This window comes from Micromonospora salmantinae (genome assembly GCF_022230905.1).
Taxonomy (GTDB): Bacteria; Actinomycetota; Actinomycetes; order Mycobacteriales; family Micromonosporaceae; genus Micromonospora; species Micromonospora salmantinae.
In genome coordinates, this window is record NZ_JAKKFG010000004.1 from 400,865 (window position 1) to 415,097 (window position 14,233).

The 14,233-nt window shown below is 66.7% G+C and carries 10 protein-coding genes and 1 pseudogene; 4 read left to right on the forward strand and 7 right to left on the reverse strand.

Going from position 1 to position 14,233, the window contains the following annotated elements:
- Positions 1–221: 221 nt before the first annotated feature.
- On the forward strand, positions 222–6,554 hold the full coding sequence (locus tag PSH03_RS04250) for an RHS repeat domain-containing protein (protein WP_238688319.1): 6,333 nt from the start codon (positions 222–224) through the stop codon (positions 6,552–6,554).
- A 506-nt stretch (positions 6,555–7,060) separates the two neighbouring features.
- Here the strand turns inward: PSH03_RS04250 and PSH03_RS04255 are convergent.
- Positions 7,061–7,486: a DUF6228 family protein gene (locus PSH03_RS04255; protein ID WP_210785977.1), complete on the reverse strand. Its 426-nt coding sequence runs from the start codon at positions 7,484–7,486 to the stop codon at positions 7,061–7,063.
- A gap of 203 nt (positions 7,487–7,689) precedes the next feature.
- Here PSH03_RS04255 and PSH03_RS04260 point away from each other — a divergent pair, with 203 nt between their 5' ends.
- On the forward strand, positions 7,690–8,289 hold the full coding sequence (locus PSH03_RS04260) for a hypothetical protein (RefSeq protein ID WP_238688320.1): 600 nt from the start codon (positions 7,690–7,692) through the stop codon (positions 8,287–8,289).
- A gap of 813 nt (positions 8,290–9,102) precedes the next feature.
- Complete coding sequence (locus tag PSH03_RS04265) at positions 9,103–9,495, forward strand: hypothetical protein (protein ID WP_210785975.1); 393 nt, start codon at positions 9,103–9,105, stop codon at positions 9,493–9,495.
- 182 nt (positions 9,496–9,677) lie between these two features.
- On the opposite strand, the gene PSH03_RS04270 is transcribed toward PSH03_RS04265, so the two are convergent.
- From PSH03_RS04270 to PSH03_RS04280, 3 genes are all read right to left on the reverse strand, one after another.
- Positions 9,678–10,910: a DUF2254 domain-containing protein gene (locus PSH03_RS04270; protein WP_238688321.1), complete on the reverse strand. Its 1,233-nt coding sequence runs from the start codon at positions 10,908–10,910 to the stop codon at positions 9,678–9,680.
- Positions 10,891–11,055, reverse strand: coding sequence for a hypothetical protein (locus PSH03_RS04275; protein WP_238688322.1), 165 nt, complete (start codon positions 11,053–11,055; stop codon positions 10,891–10,893). Before PSH03_RS04275 ends, PSH03_RS04270 begins: the two co-directional genes overlap by 20 nt.
- Positions 11,056–11,293: 238 nt before the next feature.
- A complete protein-coding gene (locus tag PSH03_RS04280) occupies positions 11,294–11,545 on the reverse strand; it encodes a hypothetical protein (protein WP_238688323.1) in 252 nt (83 codons plus the stop codon).
- Positions 11,546–11,980: 435 nt separating this feature from the next.
- On the opposite strand from PSH03_RS04280, the pseudogene PSH03_RS04285 reads away from it, so the two are divergent.
- Positions 11,981–12,395 (forward strand): annotated as a pseudogene (locus PSH03_RS04285) (cation:proton antiporter); the annotation flags it as partial.
- A 70-nt stretch (positions 12,396–12,465) separates the two neighbouring features.
- Here PSH03_RS04285 and PSH03_RS04290 read toward each other — a convergent pair.
- The 3 genes from PSH03_RS04290 to PSH03_RS04300 form a co-directional block, all read right to left on the reverse strand.
- Positions 12,466–13,230 carry an ATP-binding protein gene (locus PSH03_RS04290; RefSeq protein ID WP_210785971.1) on the reverse strand — a complete coding sequence of 255 codons (765 nt, stop codon included), beginning with the start codon at positions 13,228–13,230 and terminating at the stop codon, positions 12,466–12,468.
- Positions 13,231–13,246: 16 nt separating this feature from the next.
- Complete coding sequence (locus PSH03_RS04295; protein WP_210785970.1) at positions 13,247–13,603, reverse strand: STAS domain-containing protein; 357 nt, start codon at positions 13,601–13,603, stop codon at positions 13,247–13,249.
- A gap of 74 nt (positions 13,604–13,677) precedes the next feature.
- Positions 13,678–14,226 (reverse strand): MarR family winged helix-turn-helix transcriptional regulator, encoded by a 549-nt coding sequence (locus PSH03_RS04300; protein ID WP_210785969.1) that lies wholly within the window; start codon positions 14,224–14,226, stop codon positions 13,678–13,680.
- Between the last annotated feature and the right edge of the window lie 7 nt (positions 14,227–14,233).

Genomic DNA, 14,233 nt, shown 5'->3' on the forward strand with positions numbered 1-14,233 from the left:
GCGGTGCACGTGAGAAGTTGTCACCGCCACGGGGGTGTGCAACAAACACTTGAGCGTGGCCTGTTGTCGATCTTCGCTTGAGGTGGGGTTGCATGAACAGGCTCGGTCGAACCAGGGTGTCCGCATTCGGGCGGACCACCGTCGCTTTCGTCGTCGCCGGTTCGCTGGTGGCGAGCATGATGACCGTGACGCCGGCAGCAGCCGCGTCGAGAAGTCCGGCCATGCCTACCGCTGAGCCGGCCCCGTCGGTGAAGGGCGTCAAGCCCTTGCCGACGAAATTCGTGACACCGCCGAACGCGGCGAAGAGCACCTACCGGCCGACTCGGACCGCCTGGCCGACCGCGGTGACGTCGCGCCTGAGGCTCGACGCCGCTGCGGCCCCGACGACCGCCGGCGAGCGGGTGCGCGCCGCGGACGCGCCGGTGTGGGTGCGCCCGGTCGCGCGTGACGGTGCCTACCAGGGGCCTAAGCAGATCGAGGTACGCGTCGCGGATCAGGCAGCCGCGCAGGCCGCTGGTGTGGAGGGCGTGCTGCTATCGGTGCGGGCTGGTGCCGCCGAGGCGAGCGGCGTGGTGCGGGTCGGGTTGGACTACGCCGGGTTCGCGGAGGCGTTCGGCGGCAACTACGGATCGCGGCTGGGTCTGGTGCGGCTCCCGGCGTGCGCCTTGACCACCCCATCGGTTTCCGGCTGCCGGTCGGGGACGCCGTTGGTGTCGTCGAATGACGTGTCGGCCCAGTCGGTGTCGGCGGAGGTGTCCCTGTGGTCAGGTGGCACGAATGCGCGCTCCACCGAAGGGGTTTCCCTCGTGTTGGCGGCCGTCGCGGATGCCGGCGAGGAGGGCGGCAAGGGCGGCACCTACGCGGCCACGGACCTCAAGCCGTCCGGGTCGTGGACCGGGGGAGGCAGCACCGGCTCGTTCACCTATTCGTATCCGATCGCGGTGCCGCCCGCGGCATCGGAGCTGGTGCCGTCGGTGGACCTCTCCTACGACTCGGCGAGCGTGGATGGTCAGACGGCATCGACGAGTGCCCAGTCGTCCTGGGTGGGCGACGGTTGGTCGACGGGCCGATCGTTCATCGAGCACTCGTTCGCGTCGTGCCAGGACGATCCAGGCGGTAGGGCGTCGCCGGTGAAGACGTCCGACCGGTGCTGGGACGGGTCGATTCTGACCATGTCGTTGAACGGTTCCTCCACCGTGCTCGTCTGGGATGCCGGCAAGCGGATCTGGAAGCCGGAGTCGGACAATGGTGAGGTCGTCACCCGGGTCACGGATTCGAACAACGGCTCCGGTACGGAAGACACCGACTACTGGCGGGTGACGCTGCGCGACGGCACCGTCTACGAGTTCGGTCGCAACCGGCTACCCGGTTGGACGTCGGGGAAGCCGGAGACGAAGTCGGTGGATTACGCGCCGGTGTACTCACCGCACGAGGGCGATCCGTGCTACGACCCGGCGGGGTTCTCGGCGTCGGTGTGCACCATGGCGTACCGATGGAGCCTGGACCACGTGGTGGACGTGCACGGCAACGCGATGGCGTACTACTACGGGCAGGACGCGAACCGTTACGGTCGGAACAGGGGCGCCACCGACGTGTCCTACATCCGGGACTCGTGGCTGAGCCGGATCGACTACGGATTCCGCAACGGTGACGCGTACGGGACGGTGCCGAACCGGGTGGTGTTCCACGCCGGGGACCGGTGTCTGTCCGGGACCTGCCAGCCGCTGAACTCGGCGAACAAGGCGAACTGGCCGGACGTGCCGTTCGACCTGATCTGCGCCTCGGGTACGGACTGCGACAGCTGGAGTCCGTCGTTCTTCTCCACGGTGCGGCTGGCCTCCATCGAGACCCAGCAGTGGAACATTGGCACCGGCAAGCACGAGAAGGTCGACTCCTACGCCCTGACGCACACGATGCCGGCGACCGGCGACGGCACTTCGCCGACGCTGTGGTTGTCGTCGATCGTCCGGACCGGGCACGACACGAGTGCGGGTGGATCGCCGGAGGCGATCACGCTGCCGTCGGTGAGCTTCAGCGGAATCAAGTTGCCCAACCGGGTGGACACCGCGGGCGGTTTGCCATCGTTCTACCGGCAACGGATCTCGACGATCACCACGGAGACCGGCTCGGTGATCGCCCCGAGCTACGAGTTGCCGGTGCCCTGCACAGCGCCGGTGTCGCAGTCGCCCGCGTCGAACACGAAGTCGTGTTACCCGGTCTACTGGATGCCGGACGGATACGAGAACCCGCACCGGGACTGGTTCCACAAGTACGCGGTCACCCGGGTGACCTCCACCGACCCGACCGGCGGCGCTCCGGCGCTGACCACCAGCTACCGGTACCTCGATGGCGCGGCCTGGCGCTATGACGAGAACGAGGTCGTCAAGCCCAAGTACCGCAGCTACGGCCAGTTCCGTGGCTACGCCAAGGTCCAGACCTTCACCGGTGACGGGGTCAACGACCGCCGCACCCAGTCCGAGGTCACCTATTACCGGGGCATGTCGAAGAACAACTCGACGACGGCGGTGAACGTGACCGACTCCGCCGGTGGGGTGCACGAGGACGTGGACGAGTTCGCCGGCCGGGAGTTGGAGTCCACCGAGTACGTCGGCGAGAACGGGCGGGTCGACACGTCGACGATCACGTCGTACTGGGCGTCCGGGGCCACCGCGACCCGGGCCCGCAGCGGTCTGCCGGCCTTGACCGCGCAGTGGGTGCAGACGCTCAAGACCTACACCCGGGAGGCGGTGACCAGCGGTGCGTCACCGACGTGGCGGTACACCGCCACCGAGCACGGCTACGACGCGAGCACCGCCAGCGCCACCCTCGGGGCACTGAAGCACAGCTACACCTACACCGTGCCGACCAACCCGACGTACGACCGGTGTACGAGTTACACCTACGCGCCGGCCAACACGGGTAAGAACCTGCTCGGCCTGACCGCCCAGGTCGAGACCGTCGCGGTGGCCTGCGGCGGGTTCACCGCCGGCAACCCCGCCTCGACGCCGGGCAGCGTCAACACGCTGACCGCCCCGGCGACGGTGAACCGGCCCGCGCAGGTCGTCAAGACCGAACGGACCTTCTACGACGACACCACGTTCGCCGAGACGTTCCCGCAGACGACGGCGCCGTCCAAGGGCAACGTGACGATGACCCGTACCGCCACCGACCACGCCTCCGGGGCGTACACCTGGCAGACTGCCGGCCGCAGCACCTACGACGCGTGGGGGCGGGTGGTCGACAGCTACGACGCGAAGGGCAACAAGTCGACCACCGGTTACACCACGAACGCGGTGGGCCTGGTGACCGGCGCGTCGAGCACGAACCCCTCGCAGCAGACGTCGTCGACGACGGTGAACCCGCGCCGAGGCAGCACACTGACCAGCACCGACGCGAACAGTGTGGTGACCCGTCAGCAGTACGACGCGGTGGGCCGGTCGACGTCGGTGTGGTTGCACTCGCGACCGACGAGCAGCCCGGCGAACCACACCTTCGCGTACACGGTCTCGAAGACCGGTGTCACCGCGGTGACCAGCCGAACGTTGAACAACTCGAACGGCTACCAGACGGCGGTGACGTTGTACGACGCCCTGTTACGGGAGCGGCAGACGCAGGCGATCACCCCGCAGGGCGGCCGCCTGATCACCGACATGTTCTACGACACGCGAGGCTGGACGCGAGCCTCGTACAACGGATGGTGGGACAACAGCACCCTGCCGACGGTGAGCCCCCCGGTGTCGGCGACCGGCTTGAACAAGCAGGTGCCGAACCAGACCTTCACCACCTACGACGGTCTCGGTCGGGCGGTGGTCGTCGTCGCCGCGAAGAACGGGGTGACCGTGTCGACCACGACCACCGTTCACCACGGCGACCGCACCACCGTCGTCCCCCCGGACGGGGGCACGGTGGCCACCACCATCACCGACCCGCTCGACCGGAAGACCCGGCTCGTGGAATACCCGGTGCGGCCGACGGTGACGCCGCCGTCCGACACCTTCACCGGCACCTACACGCTGACCGGCGGCACCACCACGACCAGCAGCTACGGGTACGACGCCCGCGGCAACCAGACGACGCTGGCCGACGCGAAGAACAATGTGTGGACATCGACGTACGACCTGCTCGGTCGGTTGGTGGCCAAGTCGGACCCGGACGCCGGCGACAGCAGCCTTTCCTACGATGCCAACGGCAACCTGGAGCAGGTCACCGACGGCCGGGGCAAGGTCCTGTCAAACACCTACGACGCGCTCAACCGCAAGACCGGCGAGTTCGCGGCGACGGTGGCGAACCAATCCCCGGCCAACCAACGGGCGAAGTGGGTGTATGACAACAGCAACGACGTGGCCGGGGTCACCCACGCGGTCGGTCAACTGACCACCACCATCGCCTACCGGGGCGGGCAGGCCTACACCACCCAACAGAAGGACTTCAACGTCTTCGGCAAGAGCCTCGGTCAGACCATCACCATCCCCGACAGCGAAGGTGCCCTGGCGGGGTCGTACGTCTTCGAGCACAGCTACACCGACGTGCTCGGCCTGCCGCTCAGCGACAGTCACCCGGCCACGGGCAGTCTGCCGGCCGAGACCGTCCTGCACGGGTACTCCGGGTTGCTGGACCTGCCGACGACCCTCGTTGGCCTCGACGCCTACAGCCAGCACGTCAGCTACGACGCGTGGGGGCGGGCCAACCAGCAGAAGATTGGCTCCTCGACGAGCTTCGCCCTGGTCACCAACACCTACGACACCCACACCGGCCGGCTGGCCAAGCAACTGGTCAGCAAGGCCACCAGCAGCACGGCTGCCACCCCGCTCGACGAGCAGCAGTACCGCTACGACCTGTCCGGCAAGATCGACCAGAAGATCAGCAAACGTCACGGCGCGGCAGCCGAAACGCAGTGCTACGGCTACGACGGCCTGAACCGGCTCACCGAAGCGTGGACGGCCACCGACAGTTGCGCGACCACCCCTACCGGCGGCAATCGGTCCATGGTGGGCAACAACGTCGGTGGGGGCGGCGCGTACTGGACCAGTTGGGAGATCGACGCGATCGGCAACCGCACGAAACAGGTCGAGCGCGGTCTCTCCGGTGCCGGTGACGTCACGACCAGCTACACCTACGACGGCAACGGCCAAGGCCAACCCCACACCCTCACCGCCACCAGCTCCTCCGGCGGCACCACCGGCACCACCGGCTACTCGTACGACGCCGCCGGCAACATGACAGGTCGCGATGCCGCCCAGGGCTTGCAGAGCCTTACCTGGGACGACGCCGGGAAACTCACCGATGTGACCGGCGGAAGCAGCGGCACCAACGCCTTTCTGTACGACGCTGACGGCAACCTGCTCCTGCAGAGGGAACCCGGCAAGACCACCCTCTACCTACCCGGGCAACAACTCAGCCTCAGCACCGCTACCGGCGTCATGGACGTTGACCGCTACTACGCGCTGCCCGGCGGCGGCACCTGCATCCGGTCCGGCGGCGGCAGCAACTACACCTTCGTGCTCGCCGACCACCAGGGCACCCCGGCCCTCTACCTCGACAGCACCGCCCAGACACCGACCTGGCGCCAGTACACGCCCTACGGCGCACCCCGTGGCACCACCGCTGCATACCCCGACAACCGCGGCTTCCTCAACAAGCCGATGAGCCCGACCGGGCTCACCACCGTCGGCGCCCGCTCCTACGACCCGACCATCGGCCGTTTCATCTCCGTCGACCCCATCATCGACACCGCCGACCCGCAACAGTGGAACCCCTACAACTACGCAAACAACTCTCCGGTCACCCGATCCGATCCCACCGGTCTGATCTCCGACGAGGTCGCGGCCGGCCGAATGACTCGATCTGAGGCGGAGTCTCGCTCGAAGCGAATTTGGGCCGGCCGGACCGACAAATGGAAGAAGAGTCCCGTCGGCAAGCCGACGGGCATCAGGACCGGCGGCAATTACAAGGCATGGAAGGACCTGAACGCAGAGGACCTGTTGCGCGAGTTCTTCAACAAGCGGGGGATGAACTTTGAATTCAAGGATGGCGACTACTTCGCCGAACAGCTCCGTAAAGACCCATTCCTCCGTAAGGCCATCGAGGAAATAACGAAGCTCATACACTCCGGCGAGATTCAGGGTGACCTCGGCAAGAGTCTCGGGGATCCCAAGAACGCTACAACTGCCTTCAAGGAGCTGATGGTTATTGGAAGACACGTTCTCAATCAGCCTACCTACGGCAACCTGGAGGTTGCGATGATGGGGTCCTACAGAGTGAAATGGAAGGCGAGCAACGTCGATGACTTCGGCGCCGCGGACCTGACAATCACCATTACCAACACCACCTCGGCCAAATCGCTTACCCGCCACCCGATCTTTGGTTATTCGAAAGCGTATCAAAACTGGCGAAATAAGCAGTTCTGGTCCCGCTGGCTCGACGAGCGGATTCCGGATCAAACGCAGACGATCACGCTCCACGAGCGAATCCCTCGATCCCCGATTTTTGGGGACAATCGCCCTCGTCCTCCTTCGATCTGCAGAAACGCCATGTCCGGCGGCGGGGGATGCTGATCGGTCGCGGCGCTGCGGGTGCCCGAGATGGGTAGGCCCGGGAGTAGCGGCCACATCAGCTGAACGCCGTCCTGCTTGAGCGGAACGGGCTCCGGACGGCAACCGGGGCCCGTTCTGCCGCCGCACGCGCGTTGCTCAGTGGCGGTGGCCCGCAGACCGATGAGTGGTGTCGCGCCGCTCACAGGACGCGTACGCAGGCGGGCGACGGCCTGGCGGCGCGTGAGGTCGACGACGACCAGCCGGCCGTTCTCCTCCCACACGGCCAGCGTGTCGGCGTGGCGTATCGGCATGCTCGGCGACGAGTGGGTTCTCGCCGTCGGCCCGGTGCCGTCGGCCGCCGCTCATTACTGGGTTGTGCAGCCCTTCGTAGACGGCGGGCGCTGGCCCGCTACTGGCCGGATCCGGCCATCTCGGCAGTAGTCGGTGTGCCAGCATGCCATCGCCCGGACCCCGACAGAGACCAGCCGCTCCGCCATACGAGGGAGGCTTCCGACGTCGGGGCCGCGTTACGAGACCAAGTTGCTGAGTTCGGCGACGAGACGTCGCATGTCCTCGCCGGCGTCAAGAGACACCATGACGGATGCCTCCCACGCCCTCGGGTCGTAGCCCCGCGGGCCCCGGATGACGAAACGGAGACTGACGTGGCCTCGGCCGTCATGCGTCGCGTCGATGCGGAGGTCATGTTCTAGTGACTCCCAGGCTCGCACGTCGTCCCACCCCGCGTACGACTCAGCGAGCTCGGCTGCCCACGATAAGATTCCGTCACCATTGAGCGTCCGGACCCAGGCCAGGGCACTGACGCCGTCATCGGCCAACTCGCACCGCAGGTCAAGTACCTCGTCGTCCCACGGTCGCTCGGCGCAACGAAGACGGACCGACCCAAGCCCGGCCTCGGCGGTGATCTCGATGCCGTCGTCCAACTGCCTCAACACCGGAAGAGCATGCCATTGGTGCTTGCCTGTGGCGAAGTGTGTCGACGCCCGCGGTGTTGGCCACAGGTGCAGTTAACGCAGCAACAGTTAACGCAGCTTCGGGCCGATGGCCGTGGCCAGCGTGCCGTCGCCTTCGGAGTGCATGATCAGGTTGATCACCCCTGTCGCGAGATGTCCGGTGCGGTCTCCCGTTCGGTGCCTGCGTGCCGGACGATGCGAATCTCCTGCGCCTTCGCTGGGCGATCCTGGGGCCGCCTCTCGCGACGGTCCTCATGCTTGGCGTCGTCGTTGTGGTCGGAGTGGTGAGGGGCAGTGACCCGGAGCTGTGGATGCGTCCGGTGGTGCTGGCTCCGGGCGGCCCGCTGGTTCTGTTGTGGTGGCAGGCGGTGGTCCGTCCGCGGCATCGCTGGTGGGCGCTTGGCGTCGCTCTGGCGGTGACGATCGTTGCTTACCTGCTGCTGTACCGGCTGGTCCTTGCCGGGCTGCCGTTCCCATGGGACGGCGTGGTCAGCTTCGCGGTCGCCGGCCGGCTCGGAGCCTTCGCCTACGTCACCGTCACTCAGCGACCCAGGATGCCGTTGGCTCGCGGCAAGGCCGCCGGCGGCAGCATGATCGCGTCGGGCGGGGTGTACGAGGAACGGTTCGGCTTCACACGCCGTGACCTGCTGCTTATGCCTACCAGCGCTGTCTTCGCCGCCGTCGGCGTCGTGCTTTTCCGCGACGAGCCTCTCCCCGGCTTGGGTGCCATCGTGTTGGGGGGCATGTTCCTGCTGCTGCGATTCGTCACCGTACGGCCCGTATGACGAGGACGCTGGAGCGTAGGCCAACTGCGGGTTGGGGACGCCGGCCACACAGATGAAGACGACCCGACGCCGAGCATCGCTGGGCACCCATCGCACGCTAGCCAAGATTGCATAGCCGCCTTAAAGAGCTACAACCGGTCGGCAATGCGGCGCCTCAGTGGATCCACCGCGTCAAGCGCCTGCTCAACAGCCTCAGCCAACCCTCGGCCTGATCTCATGATCCCCTCCAGTGCCGACTCGGCGGCTGCCACGTCCTTGACGGATGGCCGAGTCGGCCAGAGCTCGGGTCATGGCGCAGAGCAGCGCATGCACATCGACCACGGTGGCCCGTCGGTCGAATAGCCGGTCGAACGCATCGAGGAGCGCCTCAAGGAGAGGCAGTTCATCTGCCGAGGTCACGCTTCAACATCATGTCGATCCGTCGTCCAGAGGCAGGGTTTGCGGTGTGCCATTAGCGTGCCATTGGGCCAGGGCGGCGGGGACCAGCCGGGGCCACGAGAGACCGCCGGGACCAGGCCGCCAACCCTTGCCATCGACAACGATCGGCCTACTGCCTCGCTTGTTCAGCGCCACCGAACCTCCCGCCATGTCATGGCAGCATTTCGCAGCCGTACAGCCATTCGTACAGCCAACACGGTCAGCCAAGGCCGACGTGATCCGATAGCGGCAGACGCCTTGAGTAGGGAGGGTACCGCGACCAGTCATCCGCGATCTTCTTCTAACCCCAGGCCGTAGCTCCAGTCGAGCAGTTCCGGAACCCGCTCCTGAAGTGAGCTGAGCCGGCACGCGACTATCTCCGCCGAGCGCGCGGGCGTGCTGGAAGTCGTTCTGGGCCGTCTTTGGCCCACCGTCGATCGGCAGGTAGGCATTCCCGATGTCATCACCGCCGCCGTTCGAGGCTCCCGCTCTGCCGGCCGATTGTTGACCGACCGGCTCGCCTGGCTGGCGATCATCACCACGACGATCATCCTCAGTGTCGGACAGCTGCTGGTCTTCACCAACTCTTACCGGTCATACGGCCAGGCGCTACACGACGTCGCTCTGACCACCATCACCGGTGAACCGCTCGACGCCAGCGATCCGTTCGCCCAGGTCATCGAACTGGTGCTCGCGGTCTACTCGGTGGTCGTCTTCGGCACTCTGGCCGGGGCACTCGGCGCCTTCTTCCTCAGTGCTGAGCGTGCACGCAAGGAAGCGGCCTCGTGAGCCGGCGTACGGCCTCGGGGAGCTGCTGACTCATCCCGGCAGTCTTCCGGGAGCCGGTGATGTTCGGCGATCGGCAGGTGAGTGGGAGCAGCCGGACCGCGCCCGGCCGGCACCCTTCGCCGCGCGGGTTGGGCGAACCCGGCAAAAACGATGGCCATGGCGTCGTGGCGTCCGGATGGTTGTCAGTGACTGTTGCCGGATTGCGACAGCCGCCGGTTGATGGCCGATTGGTGGACGGGAAGCGCAACGGCCGCCAAGTCGCGGACGACAGTGTCCAGCAGTCGCCTGACGCGAGGCTGTTGGCTGGCGACGAGTCGGATGTCGTCGATCGTCATGGCCAGGAGGGCCTCGTATGAGGTGCCGTTGACCTGGGCGCGGACGGTGCCATCGTCGTCGCGGACGGTGTGGGTCGGGCCGGGCCGGGTGGCCAGCCTGCGGAGGAGGTCGTGTGACTCCTGCAGGGCCCGAACGGCGGTGGTGACGTCGTTGACTGCCGGGGACAGCGCACGTTCGGCGATGTCGGCGAGTTGCCGGAACCCGAAGCCGAGGTCCTGTCCCGGGGTGCGTTCCACGCTGATGATCACGCACTGCTCGGCTCGGTCGGTCGGCACTGGGCGAGGTGTACTGCCGGCGACTTGATGCACGCGTAGCAGCGGCGCGCCGGCGACAACGAAGTCGCCTGGTGTGGGAACGATGCTGATGGCGCAGTCGTGCTCGCGGGCGAGCCGCGCGAGCAGGGCGATGTCGGTGTTGTTAACCATGCCGGGTGTTGTGGCTGGCACGGTTTGTGTGACCTTGCCGAACACTGCCGGCAACTCATCGGGCGGGGGGAGGCGGGCGATGGACCGCCGTGTCTGCGCCCCGATGGAGCCGATGATGTGCGACACGCGCATCACGGTCGTGATGTGGTGCAGGTAGTAGATGAAGGTGCCGCTGCTGCAGAGGACAAGGGCTATCGACACCGCGAGGGACAACTCCGGCAACCGTTGGTCGTCCCTGGCCGGGAGCGCGGCCAGCACCACCATCGCGAACAGGAAGGTGGCGACGAACGTACCGAGCGTCGCCTGGATGATCCGGTCCTGCAGGAAGGTTCGTAGGACCCTGGGGGAGTACTGGCTGCTTGCCAGCTGCAGGGCCACGACCGTGATGGAGAAGACCAGGGCGGTGAAGGAGATCATCGCGGTGATGATCGAGGAGAGCAACGATCGCGCGCCGGCAGGCCCGCTGGGCACAATCCCCTCGACGGGGAGGTTCAGTTGCAACTCCAGTGCCGTCAGTCCGATCGCCGCCGCCAGGGCGCTAACCGAGAAGGTCGCTGGCACCAGCCAGAAGCTCTCCCGTACGTCGGACAGCCGGGAAGACATAGTGCGGGGCCGGCTCACGAGGCGTGGCTCCTTACTGGCCGTCGGCCGCAACGGCGGTGACTGTTTCCAGCGGTTGCGGTGGGTGGATGGTGATGCTCTGGGTCACCGATGCCACGTTGATGGCGTTTTCCGCGAAGCGGTCCAGTGCTCGTCGGGTGACTTGGTCCTTGACCTGTCGGGCGGCGCGTCCGGGCACGACGAATCGTGCCGACAGTTCGCCCCAGTTCGAGGTGGCGCGGACGAACGGTGCTGAACGGTTAGGGCAGGTTGGCGGCCAGCGAGCAGGGGCGGCGGCAGTCGGTCACCAGCGGGAGCGGTGCCCGTCTTTTTAGGCCGGTTAGTCGCGCCAAGAAGCATGTGTGCACGCGGCGAGGCGTGGCGATGATCATGGCTACCCGTCGTGCCAAACCGCAGGGGAGGTGAATGCGTTTCGCTCACCCCGTGAACCTGTAGCCCCGGAAGTCGTACTGATAGAGGCCGTCGGCGTCGGGACCCGGACGACCGGTGGTGGGATCGCCCCGAAGCATGTAGACCATTGCGCGTTGCGGCGTGCCGGTCGTCGTCGCGGGTGAAGCCGCCGTTGGTTCCTTTATTGGCTCCACGTATACCGACGGGAGTTCGGACTGAAGTCGACGGGTTCCGTCCAGCGGCCCGCCGTGGAACTCGGCGACGTTCTGGCGGTTCATGCGTTGACCTCCATTTTCGCTGCTTGGTCCGTCGCTCGAATTCTCGTGATCGAAGGGCTCACAGAAAGTCGGGCCGACGGGTATCTGGCAGTCCGAGGTGGCAAGAAAAAGAGTCGTCGTCAACCTCCTTGGGGTAGGCGCGCGTTGCGGGGCCGAAGATGGTTCTGGTGTTGTCGGTGATGAGGAACCGGAACGTGTGGCAGGGGCGAGACAGAGCGCCGCCGCCGAAGGCGTGGCACTCGGAGCAGGTGGTGCGAGACAAGTCGCCCGCTGGACGTGTGTTGACGTCTTCAACTAGGGCATTGTCCGGCACCAAGGGGCCACTGTTACGGCGTCTTATGCCAAGATGCCTTACTCGCGCCGGTTGTGCGATCACTTCGGGGCGCTACCCGCCGTTCGAGGTGCCTACGGTGGACCGCCCCCCTTGCTTGGAAGCTGTTCGTGGCGGCGTTCGCTGCGGGCGCCACGTTCGGGCCGAGGGGGCGGACGGCGTTCGAGCATTTCGGGAAGAGACATCGGCGAGCTGTTGATACTTGCCGCGTTGCTGGTCTTCGGCGCGCTGATCGGGTGCGGTTCCTCGGCGAGATCACGTGGGCCGGCTGGGCATTTGCGATGCTGACCATCTTCGTGGTCCGCCCGGTTGCGTTGTGGATCTCGTTCCTGCGCTCCGGGCTCGGCGCCAGAAAACAGGCCGCCGCATGTGGTTGGGCCGGAGGGCTTCGCCTCCGTCATCTACGGGCTACTGGTCCTCGGGGTCGGGCATTGCCGCGGGCGACAAGGTGTTTCACGTCGTTGCGCTGATGATCGTGACTTCATCTTGATGCAGTCGTCGACCGACGAGGTGACAGCGGCGAGTCGCGGGAGGCGCCAGCCTGCTTCGGCGTGCTACACCGGGTCCACCGGCCGGTGCGGCCTTGCCGCTAGATCGGGGCAGCCCGTCTGCCGGCTGGTGATCCGTTGGGGCTGTCGATCGCGGCCCAGACGGTCTTGCCGTCGCCGAAGGCGAAGAAGCCCCAGTGTGTGGTGAGGGCGGCGATGATCGGAAGGCCACGACCACCTTCGGTGACCTGACGAGGGAGGGCCGGGGTGGTGGAGTCGGGTGTGTCGCCCTCGCGGTCCCGGACGCTGATTCTCAGCGATCCTGCCACTGCGGAGACGGTGATATCCATGTCGGTGCCGGCGTGTTGGACGGCGTTGCTGACCAGCTCCGACGCGATGACCATCGCTTGGTCGGCCACCGCGTCCAAACCCCAGGCGTGACACTGCCGGGCGACGAGCCCGCGGGCAGCGGCGGGCGAGTGCGGGTCGGGGGGCAGTCGCAGGTGCGCGCGGTACGGAGAGATCGACGCACGCTTGGCGGGGTGGTCGAGCAGAGCCCTTCCGAGGATCGCGTGCTGACCGAGTGTGGCGCGGAGGAGGCGTCCCGGGGGAGTCAGCGGATTGGCCGACACCGTCAGCTCCGGTCCGTCGGAGCGGTCGGCGGCCCACCGGGCGAGGAACGTGCCGATCGGGGCGACGTCTGACGTCGTGAGCGTGTCCAAGTCGACCACGAGGGTCAGCGGGGCGTCCAGGGCGCCCGCGAGCAGCAGGGCGGCAAGATGTGGTTCCGCTTCTGGGGTGAGGCCGCCGGCGAGGGTGATGCGGGTGCTACCACCGTCGAAGTCACGCAGGATGGTCCATCTCATTGGTGGCACGGCAATGTCATCTGCCGGTCGGTGAGCCGTAGATCGTGCCGGTCGGCCGGTTGGCGGGACGCCCGAGCGTGGCCGCCACCCCGGTGACCCGGAGCACCTCGGCGACGATTCCGTGGGCGTTACGCAGGATCAGGACCCGTCCCTGCCGGGCGGCGAACCGGTGGACGTCGACAAACTCTTTCACCGCACCGGAGTCGATCAGCGTGGTGTCCTGAAGATCGACGATCAGCCACTGCGTTGAGGTCGCCGCGAGTGTGCGCTCCACGGCTTCGCGCAGATGGCCGGAAACGGCCATGTCCAGTTCTCCGGCAAGGTGGAGGGTCCGCGGCGCGAGCCCTGCACCGGAGGACCGGATGCTGAACACGAGCTTCTGCCACCTCCCTGAGCTGACGCCTAAGGGTTACGGTTGCCAAGATACCTGCATGACTGCAGGTATCGTCAGGGTGTAACGGTACCTGTTCGACGCCTCGCGTCATCAGGTGCCGGCGCTGACTGTTCCCAGTGCCGCCACCACACCTCTTCCGTCGGCTCTCCGGCGGCGATCACCAGGGAATTGATCAGCTCGGCGGGCGTCCGCCGGCGTCCGGAGTCGGCGACGTTCAGGAGACGCCGGATTTCAGCGGTCCGGCGTCGCATGACATCGCCCACGAGCCGTTTGCCGCCTTCGGTGAGGCTCAACCAGGCGACCCGCCGGTCATCGGGTTGTTGACGGCGGGTCACCAATTCCCGCCGTACCAGGCGATTGCATGTTCTCGTCGCCGTCGACGGGTGTACGCCCAACAGGGACGCGAGATCCACGGTGCGCAGCGGAGCGCGTGACGCGAGAATGACCAGTGTCCGGTACTGCGGCAGGGTGACCTCGGCGTCCACCGACCCCAGGGTTCGGGCGGTGATGCCTACCAAGGTGCGGGCGAGCGCGGACAGGCCGTCAACCAGCTGGTCGTCAGCTGCGCTCGACGCAGTGCCGCCTTCCACGTACAGTTCCACCCAGAAA